This window comes from Catenovulum sediminis (assembly GCF_007289895.1).
Taxonomy (GTDB): Bacteria; Pseudomonadota; Gammaproteobacteria; order Enterobacterales; family Alteromonadaceae; genus Catenovulum; species Catenovulum sediminis.
This window is the reverse complement of record NZ_CP041661.1, coordinates 499,096-522,991: the sequence shown is the minus strand read 5'-3', so window position 1 is coordinate 522,991 and position 23,896 is coordinate 499,096. Positions and strand designations below refer to the sequence as shown.

At 41.8% G+C, this 23,896-nt stretch carries 2 protein-coding genes (1 of these 2 cut by a window edge); both read left to right on the top strand.

Annotated elements, in window-relative coordinates; all coding sequences use genetic code 11:
* Positions 1-101 precede the first annotated feature (101 nt).
* Positions 102-2,456: an Ig-like domain-containing protein gene (locus FNT16_RS19360; RefSeq protein ID WP_143873611.1), complete on the top strand. Its 2,355-nt coding sequence runs from the start codon at positions 102-104 to the stop codon at positions 2,454-2,456.
* Positions 2,438-23,896 carry the 5' portion of an Ig-like domain-containing protein gene (locus FNT16_RS19355; RefSeq protein ID WP_342779179.1) on the top strand. It continues 15,705 nt past the right edge of the window, so 21,459 of the gene's 37,164 nt are visible here — the first part of the coding sequence; its start codon is at positions 2,438-2,440; its stop codon lies beyond the right edge, outside the window. Before FNT16_RS19360 ends, FNT16_RS19355 begins: the two co-directional genes overlap by 19 nt.

The following is a 23,896-nucleotide window of genomic DNA, read 5'->3' as shown; positions in this document are numbered from 1 at the left end:
TGCCCTTGTTTTTGGCGTTATAAAATAGTTTAATTACTCGCGTAACTCACGCCTTAGATACAACGGATGTATTATCCCCCAAATAAATAGACTTATTTAGAATGAAATTTACCTTTTTAAAAGCAGCTGTCGTTGCCTGTGGTGCTTTGCCCTTAGCTTTTGCTTGGAGCGTTAATAAAGATATTCGTGTTAATGGAAGCTTAGTAACGGCGTCACAGCAGCAAAGTTACTATTTAGTTATCGACCAATGCTCGCAAATTACACAAATTGCAACGCAAAAAAATTTGGGCTTCAGCGACGCAGAGTTGTCTGACTTAGTTCACATCGATAAAGATACTTGTCAATTTAAGTTTACTCAAGAAGATGAGTACAAATGGCAGCCAGCTGTTAAGTTGACTTACGCGGATGGTATTGTTGAGCAGGTGACTGAATCTTTTAGTTGGGAGCAAACAGCACCAGAGATCAGTATTCAGTCAATAGACTTAGTTGAAGTAGCAGGGGAGCAAGGGGTTGTTATTTCAATTACTGCGTCAGATAACACTGATTTAACCCGTCTGTCAGCTAATGTGTTAGGGCTTAAAGCATCTGATTTAAAATCTGTTGGTGGTGTTATTGATGACGCCAAGCAAACTGCATTTATTCAAGAGCAAGAATTGTCTCAATATCCGCAATACGATGGGCAACCTGAGTACTCTTTCTTTTTTCCATTCAGTCAAAATTTAAGTCAGGCGGAGTTTGCAGCTAATGGGCTGCTGGTTTTAACTGTTAGCGCGGAAGATGCAAGCGGCAATATTAATAGTTATTCAGATGTAAGGTTAGCTGGCGATAACATTTCTGAAAAGGTTCTTGGCTTTTCAGTGTCACCACAAAACATCACGATTACTGATCTTCTACAGTCGGTTAGTATTTTACCTGAAGTGGAATTTGAATTTAGAGGTGCAACTTTATTACCCGGTGCTGGAAATGGAGTTACTTACTCATCAAGCCAACCTGATTTGGTAGATGTAACCACTGCTGGTGTGGTTTATGCCAAACGGGATGCACAAGGCGAAACGGCTGAAATTTACGTGGATTATCCAGGCCAAGTCCAACAAGTAATCTCGATTCAAGTCAATTCCGCAAGGCAGTTAACTGGGTTTGCATTTAGTAGCGACAACAGTTTATCTAACCTTAGTTTATCGCAACTAAATCAAGATTTTACGTTACCTGAAATTTACGCTGTTTTTGATGATGGCAGTATTAATCAAATCTCCAATCAGTTTGATATTTCAATTAGTTTACCTTCACAAGCCAATGGTTTACTCAGTTTATCGCAGGATGGCGCCAGTATTCGTGCGCTTCAACCAGTAGCTGAAAATTTAGCTCAACCGCTGATAGTGACTTGGTTAGATAACCCAGCCATCAATGGTCAATTGATGATCAGTGCGAAGGATGCATTGCCCAATGTGACTTTGTCAGCCGCTAATCAAGTGGTTATTAATAATGACTTGTTGGTTAGTGCACAAGTATCTGATGATGTTGATATTGAGTATGTAGAGTTCTATCTTCACGGACAGTTGGTAAACAAGGATAGCAAAGCACCTTATCAGTTGAGTTTACCTGTCGCGCCAGAATGGCTAGGTACCGAGTTAGCTATAACAGCCATTGCTTACGACAGTCGTTATCAACAAGGATTTTCTAATACTATTAAAGCTGTTGTACAGAATAAAAAATCGATTAATGTGCCCGAATATTTGTTTGAAAAGCCTGTTAATAGCCAACGCATAGTGGAACAAAGTGCCAGTGCGTTGCAAATAAGTGTATTGCTCGGTGATAAAAAAAGTGTCAAAAATTTGAAGTCGGGTGTATCGGCAGTTGAATTTTTTATTGATGACGCATCAGTAGGTAAAGTTCGTGTTCCTTTAGTGGACATTCGTAAAGAACAAACTTTACAAGGTGAACAAGAACTTGTTTACGAGACTTGGATGCTGGACTGGGTTGCACCAGATATCAGTTTAAGGGAAACCAGTGCAACTATCTACGCTCATGTTTATGTTGGCAACGAGTTTCAAAAATCGGAAACAAGGTTGATTAAACTCGTTGAGAACCAATCACCAGTTGCGACGATATTATCGCCAGTGCAAGGTAACGATGTGGTTGCGGGCCAAACCTTGAGTGTTAAAGCGACAATTGCGGATGATACTTTGTTTCTTGGTACCAATGTGCAGTTGTTAGTTAATGGCAGCAAACTGCAAGAACAAGATATTTTAGACCCCAGCAAACATACATCTGATTTGTTTGCACAAAGCGAGCACATAGAATTCGAATTGCCTGTATTAGCTGAATCGGTGGGTAGTAGTTTAGATATTCAATTAATCGTTACTGATATTAATAACCAGCGGGTTAATTCTGAACCTATTAAAGTTGTGGTTGCCAATGACCAACCCCAACAGCGGCCATCTCACATCCGACTGTAGGATCGCAATTTATTGGTGGTCAAGCGGTCGAAATTAGAGCTTCTGCAACAGACGACGTTTTAGTTTCTAAAGTCGAGTTTTATTTGAACGGCGCATTGCTAAGTAGCGATAGTTCGGTTCCGTATCGCGCAGTTTTTGAAGCGCCTACTGTGACTAGCGTTACGCAACAATACGAAGTATCTGCTGTTGTTTACGATAACCAAAACCAATCAGCTACCTCACAAGTAGTTACCTTTACAGTTGGTAAAGATGCTCAACCACCCGTTGTTAATTTAGTTTCACCAGTTATCAATGGAAATTTTGGTGAATCCGCAGTTGCAAAGGTGACTGAAGGTAGCAGTCAGCTATTAAAAATTGCTGGCTATGACAATGTCAAAGCGAAAAGTTATATTGTTTCTGGCGTTCGTTATAACGGTGGTCAAGTTGAAATTACTGGAGATAGCAATGACCAAGTCACTGAACAAGTGTTTGCCTTACAGCAAGTTCCCAACGGGCTTAACGCGTACTCTGCGTATATGCGTTTTGTTGCACCAATTTTTGAAGGTAAAAATGGTGAGTCACTCGATCTTTACCCTATTACTATCGAAGTAAAAGATGCGGTTGGTAATGCTAGCGTTCAATCCGTTTACATAGGTGTTACAGCAGACGCTATTCCCGAAATAAAAGATGTTCAGCTTGACAAAACAAGCTACTTTATTACTGACACGGCTAATTTAGATGTTTTCGCTAGCGATGATGTTGAAATTAATGCATTTGAAATTGAAGTCCTGCAAGGTGAGCAATCACTGTGGCAAGCAAGACAAGATGAGTCAACAGGGTTAATCCCTGGGATCAATGGCAAAGCAAGTTTTGCGATTAATCTATCTGATTTTAACTTAGCTAATGCTAGTACTGTGTTGGCGATAAAAGCCACTGCCTTTGATAGCTCTAATCGTGCCTCTAAAGTCTATGAGTTGGTGCTACCTTTAATTGCCGATCAAACAGCGCCAATTGTTTCAATTAACTCGCCACAATTGGGAACAACACTATACCGCAATCTTACTCAATCTTTCGATTTCGTGGCAAAAGACAATAGTGCTATTGCCAATATTCAATTTACCGTTGGCGAACAGAAATTCGATTTTGATCCTCAGGGTGCTAACCAATATACAGGGCAGTTTAGCTACTTGCTGCCTGATAATGCATCTAATTTAACAGTATCAGCTGTTATCACCGACAGCCACGGCAATCAGTCTTCACCTAGTTGGCGATTTGACGTTGCTCAAAATACACCGCCGCAAGTTGATTTCGTGTTACCTGCTGCTGGTAGTCGCTACTTCGAAGGTGAGCAATTTTACGTGGCGATTAAAGTGCTTGACGATGAGCAAGCCATTGATGGAATTACGTTGGATTTTGTCGACGGCGACAGTCAAACTTTCGCAGCCAATATATCGTCAAGTCAAGTGCAACAGGCGTTAGATGCAGGTAAACCTGTGTCAGTTGCCTTAACCATGCCAAGTTCTAGCAGTGAAACAATCCAGTTAAGCGCTAAAGCCAATGACAACTTAGGCCAAGAAGGCCAAGCCCTATTAAATCTGCAAGTATTACAAGATACTAAAGCTCCTAAACTCAGTGTGACTGAACCGATAGCACCTATTCAGGTTAGTGTAAATCAGGACTTTACTGTTTCTGGGACTGCTATTGATGATGTTGTTGTTGATGAGATCCTTGTGCAGATCTTGTTAGAAAATGATTCAGTCGTTGATTTACCTTGGAAGACAATCACGCGTGATGATAGGCAAGAAGAAATTGAAGTTGCTAACCCACTTAGCCTTGGTGGCATTGCTGTCTCGCGGCAGTTTGTATCAGACTTTAATGGGACACTTGATTTAGATTTTGCCAGTTGGCAGCAATATATCGGCCAATCGCTTACTTTACGTATTTTAGCAAATGACGAAGGGGTTAATTCTAGTACACCAATTTTTATTAAACTTGAATTATTAGCCGATGAACAAGCGCCTGTCATCGATCTAGTTTCGCCTAGTGTAACGAAACTGACGGAACGTCAAGAAATAGCTTTTGTCGCAGTAGTTAAAGATAACTTATCCTTAGCGACTGCTAGCATTCGTTTGCTAGATGGTGAACAAGAACTTATGTCTTGGCAACAAGACAATATAGACAGTGCCAGTATTCAGCCCGCAAAAGAACAAGTCACATTTGATTTATCTGCACTCGGCACGATAGATAGTAACGGCCATGAGTTAACCTTAAAGGTTTTAGCAAGTGACATTTTTGGTAATCAATCCAGCCTTGAACAAACATATACTGTTTTACCAGACCAAACTCCAAATATAGCAATATTTAACACAGAACCTGCGGCCCCAATTATTGGCCAGCCACTGCTGGTTCAAGCACAAATATCAGACGATTATGCGCCAAGTAAAGAGCCAGTATTAGTTTGGCCCTTTGTTTCGACTTTTTCAGATGAAGTATTAGCCACTAAGGTTGATAGCCGTATTTCTGACAACCAGGTTGCCACATCATTAACGCTTAAAAACCCAGTTAATGCGGATTTAAGCGTGACGTTAGGAACCAATCCATTGTTTTCGGCGTCTAGCGATACATTGGCGTTACATTCTATCAAAGCTTCTAAGCAACTTGAGTTATTACAACTGTTGGTAGCGCCAGGGGTGACTTTTGAATACGAGATCACCAAAGCGACGGATAATGTCTGTCCAACACAAGTCACTACTTGGAGAGAAAGTTCTGCTGAATTAGATCTTAATACGGTATCTGCTGATGCTTCTTGGCTTGAGATCCAACCTATTTGGTTAAGCGCGACTGGCAACGAACCCATTTATTTATCCAAGATCCGCATAGATAAAAACAAACAAAATGTTGCTGAATATATAGGTGAACAAAACCGCCAGAGTGTTAATAAGCACAGTTGGTTAATTAGCGTTGAGTTTGATTTTGTTGATAGCAGGAGTAATACAGGCAATAAAACTTCGTGGATTGCATATCCAACCTATACCTTTGTTTCTTCAAATACCAAGGACACTCGGGTTAACGAGCAGTTTAATCTGTTAATTCCAACCCAACATATTGCTAAGCCGAGTAGCTTAAATATTAGTTTATTGGGCTACGATAGGAATGTTGCTGTTCAAGACGCAGCCAATGGCATGGATTCTTATTCGTTTAATCTAATAAATGACACCGAGCTTCCGCAAATAAGCTGGCTGCAACCTGTTGCTGATGCCATTTTGCGTCCCGGTCAAAAAATAGCGTTAAAAACCAATGTTGAGGATAATTCCAACAATATCAAACAAGTAGATTTCTTGTTTGAAGGGGAGTTGATTGCACAATATTCGCCTGCTCTGAATCAAGCTCATGCTGAAATTTTATATGAAACACCTGATGATTTAGTTGTTGGGCACGTTGCCGAATTTAGTGTTATTGCGGTTGATACCCAAGGTAACTCAAATAGCCAGACATTACGATTGGCGACCGATGTTAATCAAGCACCGATACTTGAACTCAACCAGTTTAAGTCACATCGCGAAATTACAGACAAAGCCAGATTAGAATATGGCGAGTTTTGGGTAAGAAACGGTGGCGAGATCTCTCTTAACTTAACGGCTATCGATGATACAGGAATTGACCAATATGCGTTTTACAGGATTGAAACAGATGGCTCTAAGACGCTAATCACTAGCAATAGTTGGTCAAGAGCGTGTCATCAGAAATATGTGTTAAACCAACCCTTCGTTTTAAACACTGTATTTGAACAAAATGAGCCGACAGAATATTTAATTGAATTAACTGACAACATAGGTCAAAAAACGGTTAGGCAAATACTCGTTAATCCACTGCAAAATGTTTCGCCAAGTATAAAAATAACCAGTCCGACTGAGCAACAAATGGTTGTTGCTGGTACTTTCAATATGGTAGCGACTGCCGTTATGGTTGACGACTTAACATTGGATTTAGACAAAATCCAAATCTTGGTTGATGGTATTCCAGCCGATTTAAAATCAGCAGGTGTCACACCGTCAACAAGCGCTAAAAAACAAGCTTTAGATAAAATATATGATGATCTGAAAAAGCGTTACGGACTACATATCGCAGAAGATCTTGTAGTTGCAAAGCAAGGTGATATCCGGACGAAATCTTGGTTACTGTCCATCCCTGATACGGTCATACGAGCGAATCAAGACGTTGAACTGGTTGTAAAAATAGAGGATGAAGACCAAGCGATAGGCTCTGACACCATTTCCTTCATAGGTGCTGCCGATATAATAGTCCCTGAAATTGAGATTGTTAATCCCGAAATTGGTTACTTAACAACTGAAGGTTCAAATTTACAATTCGCGGTTCGCGGTTTAGATAATGTTAAAGTCAGTCAGATTGATGCTAAATATACCTTTGTCGCTCGTGACAACGGTCAATACTATGTCGCTGATTTAACGCCTGAAGTGACTTTCTCTTACACAAGTATTCCGGCTCAAGATACCAATCCTGTCACGACACAAAGTATTGAATCTCCGTTGTTTAAACAATTAGTGTCGATTCCTAAGCTGCAAGAGCTTAAAGAGCAGTATTTCTCGCAAACCTTAAGCGAAAATGCCGAATTATTTTTAAGGTTAGAGGCAAAAGCACTAGATGCAGCAGGTAACCAATCGCTAAAAGATCCGACGCATGGGGTGATTGGTTTTACCCAACGTGACATCAAGCTGAAATTAGACGAGCGACCAGTTATTGACGTAAAAGAACCTGTTGCCGGGGCAAGTATTGTTGAACAAAGCAAATTGGCAGTTAATGTCACCGCATTTGATGACATAGGGATTAGCTATGTTGAACTGAATGTCACCAATGATGTTGGACAATCTGTTTACCAGTTCAAGCAATATGCTGCACCGTTTAGTTTCCTATTTGATGTGCCTGCAATTGATGAAGATACGCAAAACTTAACCCTTACCGTGACTGCTTTAGATACCTATGGTGAAGAAACTGGTATCTTGGATGGTCATCAGGTATCAGAATCATTTACACTTAATTTGGTGCGAGACGAGCCGCCTATTGTCGAAATCGCTTCTCCAAACAACCATGATGCCTTCTTAGAAGGTGAAAACATCTTAGTACAGTTAAATGCCATTGATGATATCGGTATTAGCAGCACAACTTTGTATGTTGAAGGCTTGGTAACTGGTGATGTGCAATTGGTTGATCAACGTGCACCTTTTGAATTCTTACTGCCTATTCCTTATGGGCAAAGTGGCACACCGATCCGTTTATCGGCTGACACGGTCGAAACACGTTTTGTTGGCGTGGCTCAGACTGCACAGAGTGCAGTTATCGAAATAAATATTGATAAAGATATTGAACCACCAACGTTGACAGTAAGGCAACCAGTTGCGGCTGCACAAATTGCTGAACAATCCAGCTTGGGTTACCAACTTGAAGTTTTAGACAATGTTGATGTTGCTAGCGTTCAGGTTCGATTGTTCGTGGATAAAGACAATAACAACGATTTTGTAGAATCAGAGGTTTTTCACAGCCGAAATTTAACGAGCGCGCCTTGGTATGGTTCGATAGATCTGCAAACAATTGATAGTTATGTATCTAATCTTTCTGAAACTGAACTCTCTGCAATTGAGAACGGTTTAAATTTACGCTTTGAGGCCACAGCATTTGATGGTGCAGGCAATAAAACCGTGGCCTATGTATCAGCAACGTTAATCGCTAACCAACCACCAGAAATAAGTGGCATCTCAGTATTAGATAAACGTGGCTTTAGTATTGGAAGCGACCAAGTTACCGTTGGTAGAGATATTACCTTGGCAATTAATGCAGTCGACCCTGAAAAGGGAGTACGACAAGTTAATCTTTACCGAGCCATTAATCCTGCATCAGATCAAGACTTTAAGCTGATTGGTTCAAGCAGTAATGCGCCATTCCAGTTCGCACAATCGACAACTGAATTTACTGTTGGTGAAAAGCTAGTTTACAAACCCGTTGCTATTGATATTGATGGTTACGAATCGACACTGCAAGATTCTATTAGCCAAGAAATCACACTGGTCGCTGATATGGCACCGAGTGTAGATATCATTAAGCCATTCAATGATGAGTCATTTATTATCGCAGGGCAAAGTTTTGAAGTATTGGCTGAAACCCAAGACGACTTAGGATACGAAGGTATAGACAGAGTAGAGTTTTGGGTAAACGATGTATTGTACACCAGTGTTAATCAGTCACTATCTGATTTAACAGGTAGCGCAGCGCAGTTTAATGTATTCCGTGCTGAAATTCTGCCGCCAGAAAACGTCGATGGTTTAGTCATAGTTGCCGTAGCCTATGATGTTTTGGGGCAGTCTGCATCTAGCCAACCTATTCGAATCGGTCAATTACAAGATACTGTCCAGCCAGAAATAGTGGCGGTAGAGCCTATTGATGGAGAAATATTAACCGCAGGCGAAGCTGTGTCTCCTTTGGTCGTGGTACGTGATATTGGCTCTGAACAAGATAGGCAAGTATTTCAAACCTACCGTCGTGAATATCAAGATTCAAACGAGCATTGGGTTACGTTAGCCGAGCTTGAAATCGAGCTATTAAAGCAAAGCCAATTGCCAACTTTGTATCAAACTGAACAGCAAACCTATCGTCATGCCTATTTGGGCAGTATGGCCGACGGCAATATCTTGCAACGCAGTTTTAAACGTAATGAAAGGGTTAAGGTGATTACTCGTGTCGTTACCGCGCAGCACACGGTCGAACATGAAACTTACTATGAAGTTGGATTAACGTTAGCGGAGCAGGTTTACTTGCAGCCAACGGCTGCAGATACCGGTACAAATAAAGCGGTTTATCAAACAACGTTGCAGCAGTTTAGCCAAATTGATAACCAGCAAAGTTTGGTAGCGGCTTGGTCTACGGCTCCTGTTTTACAAAGTGCGGGTATCTTGCCAAATCCAAGCAATCCGAATGAAGTGCTAAATGCGCCAGAATATACAGGGCTTTGGCTTGCCGATTATTTTGATTCTAGCTTACCTCCTCAAAATGCAGAGCGAGCTGTTTATTCAACACTGGTCAATGGTGCCGCTGAGATCTTCCGCGGAACGATTGTCGATTTAGATAGCGATGCCCAATTTGTATTAGCGGCTAAGTCGGGCGTGACATGCTTTGCCAGGTGTGATGACAATCCAACAGCAATCGATTTTGTTGCAGAGCTTGAAAGTGAAATCGCAGAGTTTAGCGAAACAGGTGCAACCTACTATGACGAACTCGGTGCTGAATTACTTATTTTTGGCAGACAAAATGGTGATGAGCAATTCGGTATTCCATATTTGTTGCAAGGTCGGATTAACTTGCCTTATGACGAAGTCTACGCAGTTGAAAAAGTTGGACACCTTGCCCTAGTTGCTAACGGTAGTGGCGGCGTTCAGGTTATCAATATCGAAGATCCGCAGATCCCATATCATGTTGATTTTATTAAACCGGATGGTTACGTACGCGACGTTAAAGTTTATCAAGGTTTTGCGATTATCGCTTCATCATGGGATGGCGTTGCAATTGCTGATTTACAACTACCAGGTTTCCCTATTATTGCCAAAGTGGACACGGCAGGGATAGCGAATCGTTTAGTCGTTGATGGTAACATGGTATACGTGACAGATACCCTTGTAGATGGCAATAGCAATGTATTTCACGTTATTAATATTGCAGACCCGTATCAACCTAAGCTGATTAGAACCATAGAAACGGATGTAGACAGGCAAGATCTGCAATCGATTGGTGGTTATGCAATCAAAGCGCTAGGGCAGCAAGTTTGGGTCAGCGCTTGGCGTCATGACCAAGAAGCGAACAAGGCCGAAAATGTTGTTAGCTTGTATAATCTAGCAGCGGATACCACTCAAGATATCAGTGTGCCACTTGTCGTTAATAGACCTATTGCTGCAAATGACGTTGTGGTTAATCAAATCGATTTTGCTGCGGGTAAAATTCAATTGGCAGCGGGTAAAAAAGGTATTGCGTCTGTCAACTTACCGCAATTGAGTGTTCTTGGTCATCAACCTCAGCAATCACAAACCCAAGTATCAACTCAATTATCAACAATAGAAATCGAGCTTTCCGGTTACCTTGATAGCAGTATCGATTTAAGTTCATATGTTCGGGTTAATTTAGGTCATGCTGCGCTAGGACAAGATATTACCGAAGATTTTACCCTGACTGTGATACCGCTTGAGGGTGATGTTGTTGGTCGAAAATTACAGTTAACCCCAAGCACTGAGTTATTCGAAAACCAGTCGTACCATGTCACGCTTGAACAAGGTTTGCCGCAATTTTCTGGTTATCCGTTAGCGGCTGACTATACCCTAAGCTTTTATACGCAATCTGTTGCTGGGGAAATAGAGCCAAAAATCATCGGAGTTCAGCCCAGTAAAGGCGATGTTAAAGGTGGTACTGAGTTAATTATTCAAGGTAAAAACTTGTCTGCGGATTCTAAGGTTTGGTTAGCAGGACAAGAGCTCACCGTCTTAAACTTTATTGCCGCACAAGATTCTGATGATTTTGATCGCTTGTTTGTCGAAACATTACCTAGTTACGCGGGCTCTGCTTCATTGATTGTTAAGGAACCTAGTGGCTTGCAAGATGAGTTAGTCGGTGCTTTTACCTATGTTGATGAATTGCGCATTAGTTTTGTTACACCTGCCGTGGTTAACGTCAATCAAACCGGTGTGGATGATAGGGTCGATGTTATCGGCTATGGGTTTAGCCCAGATATGCAAATTACTCTGTTGCAAGCTAATAAACCTGAAACCGCTATAACGTTAAGCGCAGATAATGATTCGGTTGATTTATATTCTTCTGAACGTTTTAGTCTATCCTTACCCGATTTCGGAGAACAGTACAGAGGGTTTGCTGATCTACAAGTATCAGATTCACGCGGTCGAGTTGCCTGGTTACCAAATGCTATTTTCTACGGTCAGTTATCAAACGATAAAACTATTGATACCCGCAGCCCGCTAGAACAAGCAGATATTAGCCGCATGTTAGATGGTGACGGCTCTTTGTACGCAGAATTAGACAAACTTCCACCGGGAAAAATTACCGATTTACAAGTCGACCATGAGCTGAATCTTATCTATGTTCTTGGTCAAGGGATCTTAAAGTTAAAGTCTGAGCTGCAGCCGTCTTCTATCACCGAAGTGACGGATTTTGAAAATTATTATGCACCTGGCTGGCTTGCGGTTGTTCGTTATCAAGATGAGTTAGTCGATCAAGCCGCGACTATGCATGGCTTAGGTTATTATGACTTGCCGCAAGACGTCGATCCAATTGCCATAACAATGAGTGATGAACACATATACGTTAGTGCACAAGGTAAGCATTTCTCATTTATCGATACTCAATATGAAGACGCTGCACATCTATTTGTATTTGAACGAATTCAGTCGTTACCCAGTCAAGAAAATGAGCAAGAAACCAGAAGCTTGGTTTATTCAACTACCTTGGCGCAACCGCAAGCCCCAAGCAAGTTATTAGTCACTGATAAGTTATTGATTGCGTCTAGTGAAGATTCAGGGATCAATCTATATATTCGAGATGGTAATCGCGTATCTGCGCTTAAAACCATTGCAACCTTAGCCACGGCTGATCAGCAAGTTAAGTTTAACGTTATTGATATGGCCGTTGTGGATCAGCGTTTAATTTTTACCGCGGATTCTAGTGAAGGCGCTCAGCTGGGTCGATTTAGTTTAGACCTTAGACTACCGCATTTACCTATTACTAAAATTGACAATATAAGTGGCCAATTTGCGGTTAATGACAATTTAAATATTAGTCATCATTCGGCTTCGATTTTAACAAAGGATATTTGGTCTCACAACCAGCCGAACGAGGCTGGAGTTATTGATACATTCGGTTTTTCTGTTCCGGGGCGTTTAGTCACTATAAACAGTCTAGCCAATACCGCGACACAAACTAGATTAGTGCTAGGTAATGAAACTCAACCGCAAGTGGCATACATCTCAGTATTTGATACTGAAAACCATGATGTTCTGCGCATGGCTGATATGTATGAATTGTTTGAGTGCCAGAGCCGGGATTGCCTAGTTGCTCAGTCTCGATTGAGTCAAGATGGCCTGATTGTTTCTGCTTGGAATAGCGATAAGAACCACTCTCATTTATCCATAACAGATACTTTGCTTAATGACTTAGTGGCAGTACAACCTGCGATTGACTCTAAGTTCGACCCAGCGACTAATATTGTCTTACAGTTTGCTCAAGCTGTTAAAGTTCCTGAAGGTCAAACTGTGCAAGAGTTTGTCGAGACTTATATCCAGTTTGTGCACTTAGATGGTTCTGAAACAGGTGTCCCTGTTACTTTTGATTTCAACCTGCTAGACAACAAAATCGAATTAATACCTGATACCGGGTTATTGGCGAACACTCAGTACCAAATACGTTTAAGTTCAGAGCCGTTAAGCCGTCGTACTCTTGGTTTAGTTAATCAAACGATAAACTTTATTACCGCGAATGCATCAGGTACTCCACCAGAAATTATTGAAGTACAAACCAAGGGGATTTCGATTTATGGTGGCGAATTAAAAGTATTGGTTAAAAATGGTGAGCAAGCAAGGTTTGAGGTGGCTACAGGTAACGCCACGGTAACGGCTGAAGAAAGAGTTAGCGATGGCACTCTTTATACAATACAGATTCCTGCTAGCTTGGCGGGTGCTTCATATATCAAAGTTGTAAACAGCAACGGTATGTCTGATTCATTACTTGGGGCTTTTGTTTATATCGAACCTCTGGTGTTATTGGATATTGATGTTACTTCGGGCAGTTTAGCTGGAGGTCAAAAAATACGGATCAACGGCCGTGGTTTCACCCCAGGTGCACAAAATATAGAAGTAAGATTTGGTGACGTTCTAGCAACCGATTACAAAGTTATCGATAACCAAACACTAGAAGTCACTGCGCCTGCCAATCGTATTGGTCAAGTTGATATATCGGTTAACTACATAGGTGGCAACCGCCTGACACTCAATAACGCATTTACTTATCAACAACCGAGTCAAGCCAACATAAGTGGGCAAGGGATAGTACGAGATACTTGGCTTGATCCTACTGGTAGCTACTTATTCGTCGCGGCAAGTGAGTTTGGGGTTTATGTTTATAATATCGATGGTTCGAGCTTCGTTAATAATGCACAAAATCCTCTAACACCAGCTGACTTATTAGAAACCATTGATATAGATGGTGACGGTGTTGAAGATCGTCTTGTTTCACATATTGAATTGCCACAAGGGTGGCAGGCAACTTCGATCCAAGGCTATTTTGAACGTAGTGCTGATAAAGTCTTTATTACCGCCAATCAAATCGATTCGGCAGGTAGCTCGCAAGCCAGTAAGCTATTTATATACGCTTTTGATGAGTTGCAACCGTCTCGAACTCACTTGGTGGCAGATTATCCTCTAATCGGTACATCAGCAACCTCTGTTATTGCTGATAACCATAAAGTGCTAGTCGCAAACGGAGAGCAAGGTATTGTCGTCGTAGATGGTTACTTGCACAGTAAACTATACCAAGTTGACCAATTGACCTTACCTAACCAGCATTTCGCTCTAGACATTGTTGAACATGAATTGCCTCACACCAGTTCAGTTTATTATGTTGCATCTGGTGATTACGATTTTGTGCAACAACTCGTTTCAACAGACGATGTTAATTCGGGTGGTATTTATGTTGTATCAAACAATGCTGTGGATGGCTTTAATACCATAGCTAGCATACCTTATCCAGCGTCAAAACTTGCCATTGAGGGGAATTATTTATTCGCGGCGGCTGGCGAGTTAGGTTTACTGATTATTGATGTCAGCCAGCCTCATGAGCCTCGATTACTCACTCGAATCGACACTTTAGGCGCAATCCATGATGTTGCCATACAAGGTAATTTGCTTTACGTCGCATTGGGTGACAAAGGTGTGGCAGCAATAGATGTTACCAGACCTAGTCAACCATTAGTTTTAGAGAGCTTGCAAGCGCAACAAGGCTACGCAACAACGCAAATTATCAGTACACCATACTCAATTATTGGTTCTGGTTATACCGTTCTAGAAGGTAAATCGTTAAATCGCGTTTCGACATACAATGATGTTGCGCTTAAAGTGCATGCGGTAGAACCGAGTTCAAATGTTGTGTTTGCTGATGATGATGCTGGCGCTATTAGAGTTAGATTTAATAAAGACATCGCCCAATACAGTGATAACCAAGACAAGTTTGTTTTAACCCACAATGGTCAACTTGTTAACTCACGAGTTGAATTGGTTGGTAACGATGCCATCGTGTATCCACTGCCTAGCCAGTCAATCGATGATGGATCATCATTGCAGCTGGATATCCTACAAGGTGTTAAATCAGTTAAACCTGTTACCGACGGTTATATTACTTTATATGAATTACAACAAGGGCAAGCACATAGTTTTACTTGGTTAAATACGCAGGTTGAGCAATCCGAGTTGCAAATTGGTCAAGTGTTACCACGACGTATGTTAGTCGCTAGCTCGCAGCAATTTACCGTCGGTGTTGTGGGTTTACCGGCGCAATATGATAGTTTGAAAGTATATGTAGGAGGAGTACAGGCTTCTATTATCGAAGTCCGTCAAGATCAAGATAACGAACGAGTCGCCTTGATGGATGCTGAGGTTAACCATATTAGTCAGCCGGGTTTATACAAAGTCACCGTTGAAGTAGAGTTTTCTGGAGCTAGTAAACTTGCGGAACTCAATGGTGCCTTTATCGTCGATGAGGCTCTTGCCATTGAACGGTTGCAGCCGAGCTGGACGCAAGCGAATGGCGGTGAGTGGATCACCTTGTCAGGTACAGGGTTTGAGCCAGGTAACACGGTCATGCCGGGTATCAACATTTCTGTTGGCTCAACGCCAGTAACGGATATCAAAGTAGAGTCGAACAATACATTACGCTTTGTTGCTCCAAGATCATTACCGGGGAAATACAGTTTAGTTGTCGGTAATCGCTACGGTGATGAAGTAACCAGCAATGTCATCCAACTTGGCTATGGCTTGCGTAAGTTTAGTCATGTCAAAGGCGAAAATGTTAACCCAGTCGATATATGGGTTGATCAAGACTCGGGGGTAGCTATTTCCTCGTCTGGTTATTTTGTAGATGGTCATAATACGCAGTTAATAGACTCGGTTAACTTCGTTGAAAAACTCTTGGCCGTTAGTTACAACCTACAGGATATTACTCGCCCTGTGATGGTTGGTGGCGCTAGTTCTTTACCTTCTGACCCTGCAAAAATCTCCGAAGTTGTTGAAACCAATAGAGTAAGACAAATAACGGCTAAACAAATATTGGGTGATCCGTTAACGGATCAAGAACAGAGTCATTTAACCTCCAGTAATGACTATTCTTATACTTTTGCGGTTGATTCTATTCAATTGCAAGCAACAACTGAGCTAGAAGAAGATGTGCTTCGCAAACGTTTGTATGTCAGTTCAGGCGCAGGTGGTATTGCAAAACTTAACTTGGACGAGCAGCGCGGACTGCAAGTGATTAATCAAGAAAATGTCGGAGGTTTAGTATCAGGCTTTGTTGTTGAAGATGACTTGTTGCTGACGGCTACCTATGGCTCTTCAGCGGTAATACCCAAGTTGCCATGTGAATTTAATATTGATTCTGGCAGTTTAGGTAATACGGTTGCAATAAATTACTCTTATCCGACGGATCCGGTTCAATTACCTTCGAGCTATAAAACGAATGGCTCAGCGGTTAGCTTTATCAATGCTAATGGGCAATTAGTCTCTGGTGGTGTTGCTGGCGGTGTTACGTGGAAAAAAGGGACTCTCTGCCCGGAACGTAATACTGCAGAACAAGTTCAAGGGACAGTAGATACACAACACAATTTAGTTATTCAATCTTTAACAGATCCAAGCTTGCTACGTGAGATCCCATTTGCAGCCAATATTTATGATGCTGTGCAGTATGGTCAACATCTAATCACAGCTCATGGCGAAGCAGGCGTGGCTATATTCCCTGTCGAGCAGGCTGATAGCAAAACTTGGTTGCAAATTAATTCTGATATTCAGTCAGCGCCATTTAGCGCGGTCAAATTGAGCTTATACGCAAATTTATTAATTGTTTCAGGTGACCACGGCGGTTTTGCGGTATACGACTTAATTAATTTAAGTGAACCAGAACTTGTAAGTGCAGGCAACACTGAAAAAACGCTAGCAACGGATATATTTAAGCAAGGTTTGCTATTGGCTAGCCGCAAACAAGGTGTGACGAGCATGGAGCTGCCAGGGGCTGTCGTGCTTGATTTTAATGTTAGCCAGTTAGGAACATTAAGCCAAAGCCAACCATTGAAATTCCGCTTCAATCAATTTGTCGAATTGGATTCAGTGCAACTGACATTGCTTGATACTGCTGGTAATGCGGTTGACTTTACTTTGTCACCACTTGATAGCAATGGCACAAGTGCTAGTCAGTTTACGTTAACCGTTAATTCAGCTCTCGAACAAAGTGCTGAACAATTATTGTCACTACGAATTGCCGATGTCAGAACAGTAGCTGGCACGGGTTTATGGCGAGCGGTACAACATGAATTTTATTTAAGTCAGGAAATTCAACCGCAAATTGCGCAAGTTGACAATGGAATTGTCCACCATGGCCATGAACATAATATTGATATTTTGGGTAGCGGGTTTACCTCAGATAGCGAAGTTTATTTTGGGCCATATTTAGTTGAGAGTATTTTTGTTGATGAAACGCACTTACAAGTGAATTCTAAGACGCTTGAGTTATTACCTTTGGCGCTTGGTCATCAAGTAAGCATTTCGGTTTACAATGGTTCTCTGCAGGATATCTATCTTGGCGGTGTGGTTTATTTAGCAAATAGTCTTAATGCTAAGTTAAGTCTCTCGCGTACTTCAGGCAATATGCAAGGTGGCTATAAAATCACTATTAATGCCGATTCTCCAGTTATTGCACCGGGTAGCAAAATAATGTTGCGCGATGCTTTAGGCAACGAACTGGTTACGCAATTAGCCGATGCTGGTAGTAGCAACCGAGACCTAAAGGATGACGTAGTTACTCCGCAGTTATTTGAATTTATTGCGCCAGCGGTCGAAGTTCCGGGTATTTACCAAGTCGCGTTATTAATGGCTGGGCAAGAGGTTTCAGTTGGTGAATTCAGCTATACCCTTCCAGCTGGCGAAAGCATTGATTTACCGAACTATCCACCCATGCAAATTGGCGCATTAGCTAATGTTGATGATTTACTTTATGTTGGCGTAAAAGGTGGAAAAGTCTCAGACTCTAACCCTTATCTTATGGAATCTGGGATTGAAGTTTACGATCTTTCTATTCAAGAGCAACCTATTCGTTTAGCTCAACTCAGCCTATCAGAGCCAGTATATCAATTAGCCGTTGTTGACTCATTAGCCTTCGTCGCTAATGGTGCTAATGGCTTAACTGTGGTTGATGTTGGTCAAACTGAGCAGCCATTTATTGTTAAGTATTTACCAATCGCTGGCTACAAAACTGTAGACTTGACGCTGGATCAATCTAAAGGCGTTTTGGCCTCGTTATCAATTAGTGATCTTGGTGACGGCTTCATTCGTTTCTTTGACATTGGCGATCCAGAATTTGATCAGCCACTCGGTTATCAAACAATACAATTTAGCCAAGGTACATTAGCGGGTCAACCTCAATCAATGTCTTGGTTTGAAGGTGCGTTATACGTTGTGTTTGCACAAGAGGGTAAGCAAAAACTCGCCGTATTTGAGCAACTGGAACAGTCAAATTTCGAACCAACAATATTTGATTTAGGTGAAGATAGCGCAAGTGGCTTAACGCGTTTACAAGTTGTTGCAGGACAAATTACAGTAGGTGATAACGACGGCCTAACTATGTACCAATATGTTGAAGGTCAAGGCTATAATAGATATTACTGGCAACAAGCGGAGGATGCTTCGGTATTAGCAGATGTTCAAGGTAATATTTTAACTTCGGATGGCGATGGCGTGGTATTCTTGCCAGCTAGCCAGTTAGCCATAACTCACGTAACGCCAGCAACTGGCGAAAATTTAGCGCAGCAAGAAGTCATATCGATTCGATTGAATAGCAGAATTAATACTCAGCCAGAGCATTTGCAACGAGTTATTGAATTATCGACCAATGGTCAACCACTGCAACCGGATGACTATACTATCGCAGCGACTAATTTTATTTCTGGTGCCGAATTATTGATTGAAATTCACCAAGGTGTTGATATCTCAAATGGTGTTTCGTTAAGTGTTGATGGCGACTTACAAAGTGTAAATGGCAACACATTAGCGCTAACTTACAATCGACATTTCAACTATATCGATGAAACGCGTCCGCAAATTACTCGGGTTGCGCGTCAAGTAAGTGGTCAAGGCACTCTTACGGACTCTGGACATTATTTCCATGCAGATGGAACTGAGCTTGCCAAATTATATGGGCTTGGATTTGGCACTGATGCGCAAGCTATTCAAATTACCGTAGGGGACATACAGGTTGATGGCAGTGATATCGCTCAGGTTACTGATAGCGAGATAACGTTCAAATTCCCACAATGGGTTTCGGCTAATGTAGTTGCCCCATTAACTGTTGAAATCAATAAAGCTGGTTTGTCTGCCAAAAAAGTTGGCGCTGCGCTAATTATGCCGCAACTGGCGTTACAAGATATGAATCCACCAACTGGTCCTCCACAAGGCGGTAATCAAATTACGCTCAACGGTTATGGATTTACCCCTAACACGCAAATTTTCATCAATAACAAACCCGTAAACCACTATCAGTCGGAATCTAGTTGGTTAGCGAACATTACCGCTCCATCTGGTCAATTTGGTTATGGGGATATCACAGCCGTTAATCCGCAATTCCCTGATGAAGTCGCGACGCTAAAAGATTACTTCTATGCAGGTAGAGAGTTAGCAAGTGTCGATGTAGCAGGTGAAGAGCAATCACCGCTATCTAATATTGTTGCCGATGACCAATTACTTTATTTGCTAAGTGGTGGTGGTTATCAGGTATTTGATAACCAGGGAGAGGTAGTCTCAGAATTAACCTCTAACAATGCTATGTTAATGGTGGCGGATGTAAGTAACCCTGTTGCGCCAATCGTTATAAATAAAGAAACTGCAGCTGAAACTAAACCTTACCATTTCAAAACTAGTTTAGCGCCGAGTGGATTTACTCATTCGGTTAAGACTGAGCAGTTCTTATACGCGGCAGGTAGTAATACGTTAACTCAATTTGATTTGACCTTGTCAGCCGAGCCAAGCCTGCATCGTACCTATCAAATGACTGCGCCTATTACCGGGTTGGCAAGTGATGGTAGGCTTATTTTTGTAGCGACCGAAGATGACGTATCTGTTTTCCGTTTAGATGAAAAGTTAGAACTTGAGCGTATTAAACAGCTAACTAGCCAAGAACTGGGTGCGGCGATTGATCTAATCAAAATAGCTGAAGATAAATTGTGGTTAGTACAAAACCAAATTAATCAACTACAAGCCATTGAATTGGTGACAGGTTTATACCAGATTGAGAGTAGTATTAAGTTGACAGATCAATTTGGCTTTAGCTACACGGCTGATGATTTAATTATTCACGGTGATTTAGCTCTTATCTCAACTGGCTCGCAGGCGACTGTTGAATTGTTCGATAGTGCGGCGCAATCTGAAAATGCGCATCTAGCCAGTTTGAACTTGTCTTATCTTATTCGACAAGGCGATATTTACGCAGGCAAGATGCTCCGCAGCGGGCAAACACTGTATGTCGCCGCTGGGCATGGCGACTTACAACTGTTTGATATATCTGGTTGGTTAAACCAGAACTATCGAAGCAGACCAAAGTTAGTTCATTATTTTTCGGTGACTGGTGCGGTTAATGATGTTGCAATTGGCCCAGGTGTTATCTATGCGGCAACGTCTTACGCTCAAAATAGCCGTGGTGAAGCGATAGAAAGCCCTGTGCAGCAAGGTCAAAGTTATGCGCGTTTGGGTGGTGGTTTAAATACAATTGAAAATGACAGATTAGATATCATTGAGCAAACGCCAGATGTTGGCGGGGTATTATCCCAAGGTCAATATATCGCCCTAAGCTTTAACCGCATCTTAAATCAAAATCAGTTCCAACAATCGGCACACCAGCTATTTAAACTGACCTTGGATGACCTTCCTGTGGCTGGTACATGGCAGCATAAGCTAAGCCAGTGGGGCAGCGAAGTATACTTCGTACCAGCGCAACCACTAGAAGATAAAAAGCGCTACTTACTAATCGTTAGCCAATTAGTGGCAGATTTAAACGGAGTGAAGCTGGGCGCTGATTACCGCAGTTATATAATCAACCAAAACAGCCAAGCGCTGTCGATTGATAGAGTAGAACCGCAGCAAGCCAGTTGGCGCGGTGGCGAAACCATCAGTCTATTTGGTCAAGGATTCAGCGCAGATACTCGTGTGCAATTAGGTCAGCAAGTATTTGCGAATGACCAATTTACCTTGGTCAGTGACAGTGAAATTCAGCTAACCATTCCAGCATTAGATACCTCGCCAACTGAGAATTTATTAGTTGGCCTACGAATCAGTCAAGATTGGTTATCTGCGCAATTACCTGCTTCTTTTACTTATATTGCTGATCCAAGTATTGAACAGATTGGTGAATATACAGATAACCGATTAGTTGATGCTGATAAGTCATTACACCTAGGGCAGTACAACCGTATTGGGATTCGCGGTGCTGGGTTAAGCAATATCACTCAGGTTTGGATCAATGATGTTTTAGCAAGTGACGTCAAATTAGTTGATGAGCAAACCTTGAGTGTTGCCATCCCTGATAACATGGTTGGTTCACTGCGAATTTCAGTGTCTAATAATGCCAATCGATTAGATCAAGTGATCGATGAAACACTGTTTGTTTATTTGCCAGTTAACGAATATAGCCGTTCTGGTGTAACTGATATGGCGCGAGTAGGGGACATTGTCGTGAGTGCAATTGGCGCTGATATCTACTTACAATCGACTCTAGCCGATAGCTCACCAGTGTTATTAAGTCGTACAACACTTCCGTCTACTATCAAAAATATAGCGCTTGATAAGCGTTATATTGCAGCTCAACTACAAAATGGTAACGTCGTTTTACTGGACTATATAAATCCTTATGCCCTAGAAACGATTCATCAAATTTACAACCAAGCGCAACTGGATTTCAGCAATTTAGCGATAGACAGCGGCGTGTTGTTTGCACAAGTTAATTCCAGTTTATATCAGGCTAATACCAACAGCCCTAACTGGCAGTTAGCTTTAGACAATGTCGAACAATGGCAACTTTTCGATGGTGAGTTAGTTTTGGTGTCTGGTACTGAAATCGTAGTGTTAGATGCTGGGATCATTACCAACGAAAAAGCGCGTTTTGACAGTCAGCAAAATATAGAACAGCTGGTTGTAAATGCCGACAATCTATTATTGGTGGGCGATGATAGCTTGGCGTTATGGCAACGCAATGGCAGCTACTTTGCCCCTAGCTACGAATTACAAGGTCAAACGAGTTTTGTTAAAGAAGGCATTTGGCAGCTAAGCGGAGAATTAGCCGCACTATTTAGTGAAGGTCAGATCCAGCTATTCGATTTAGATGCGTCTGCAGGCCAATTAGATATTAATGAGCTACTGACTTTGGATGCCGATGCTGTTCGTATAGATCAGTTGGCAAAAACCAGTTTACGAGGCAGTTATCTAGATTGGTTGCAATCGGGCAAGCTCTATCATCAAGCATTACCATTGCCTAATATGTGGCGCGATAAACGTCGTGATATCTATACCGAATATGTTTCGTTAGCTTTCAATATTGCTGGACAGAATCTAGCTTGGCGCAATGTTGAACTAAACGTCGAGAGTAATGGGATAGAGCATCAGGGCTTTAGCCAAATTAATGGTCGCCAACTAGCCTTTACTCCACTTGAAAGCTGGGTATTAGATAGCCGTGTAACGAATCACTTATTTAATCAGCCAGTCCAGAGTATAGATGGCGCACAAGTGCAATTTGACCAAAGCGTTAGTCAGCAAGTCGCCAATATTCTGCCAACAGAAGATGCGTATTTAGAAAAGTTGACACCTAACTACACTATCACTGGGCGGGCAACTGACTTTAGTTTAGCTGGTGTTAACCTGCACTTACTCGAATCTATTCAAATTGGTAATCAGACCTTTAACCAAGCAGATTTTGAAGTAGACAGTAGCGGCCAAGTGATACGTTTCAGTCATGCGTTTAGCGATGCCGCGTTACTGAGTGTTGAAGCTAGCTACGTAAATAAACAAGTAGCTTTACCAGCAGCATTACAGGTTGATCAGGCATTAGCCATTAGTGCTATTCATTCTGATAACAGTGTTGCCGATGACAGATTAAGCGATAGTGGTGGTAATAGAATTACAGTAGCCGGTGAAGGACTTAAAGGACAACTGGGTGTTCATCTAGTGTTGGCTGATGGCAGCCAGCCTTTATCTAATACTAATAAAGTTAATTATGAATTAAGCGCTGGCCAGCTTAGTTTTATGGCACCAGCCGCCATACCTGGATTTGAATATCGCGTTGTTATCACCAAACCATCAACGCAAGAACAACAGTCATCTTCTACGACACTGCTTGGAGTTGATGATACTAAGCCAAGATTCGTTTCATCGCAGGCGCTTAGCTACTTTAAACCGCTAACTTTAACCTTTAACGAAAATGTATCTGTTAGTGATTTTGCGGTTATCAAATCCAAGCAGGATTATTCGGTTGCGCCAGAGGAGGATATTTCTGCACGCTTTACACTTAACGTTATAGATAACCAAGTTAGCTTGGCGCTTAAACCAAACCAAGTACTTGAGCATAACGCAGTTTACACCGCGCATTTGCAGGGCATTGCCGATTTAGCTGGCAATCAAGTTTTAAACCATAGTCAGGCTTTGGTTGATGGCAATTGGCAAAGTGCGTTTATAGCAGAAGATAGGTTAGCACCAAGAAATACACAACTGACCAGCCAAGGTGAAGCTCTATCGCTATCGGTGTCACTAACAAGAGGTCGTAGCTATAGCTTTGAGTTAAGTGCTGAAGACAACTATCAGGCACAACTGATTCATAAATATAGAGTGTCTACCGATGGCGGCGTTAGTTTTGGTAACGAGCTATCAGCAACACAAGGCCGTTTTGAATTAAGAATTCTAGAAGCGTTTGCACCGCAATTAGTGGTAAGAAGTAAAACCATCGATGGCAACGGTAATTTCTCCGAAGCAAGCTTTAACGCCAGTATTGTCGATCCTAACATTGAAATTTCAGCAGTGAGCACAACGCCACTCGAAGTCGAAGAGTTAACGGCTTCTCAAGTGAAGTTTGAATTTACCGGAGACACTGACTTAATTAATAGCGCCGAT

What these genes read in the sequence shown, in the direction of transcription:
- FNT16_RS19360 (WP_143873611.1), top strand. Translation starts at nt 102, where the DNA reads ATGAAATTTACCTTTTTAAAAGCAGCTGTCGTTGCCTGTGGTGCTTTG.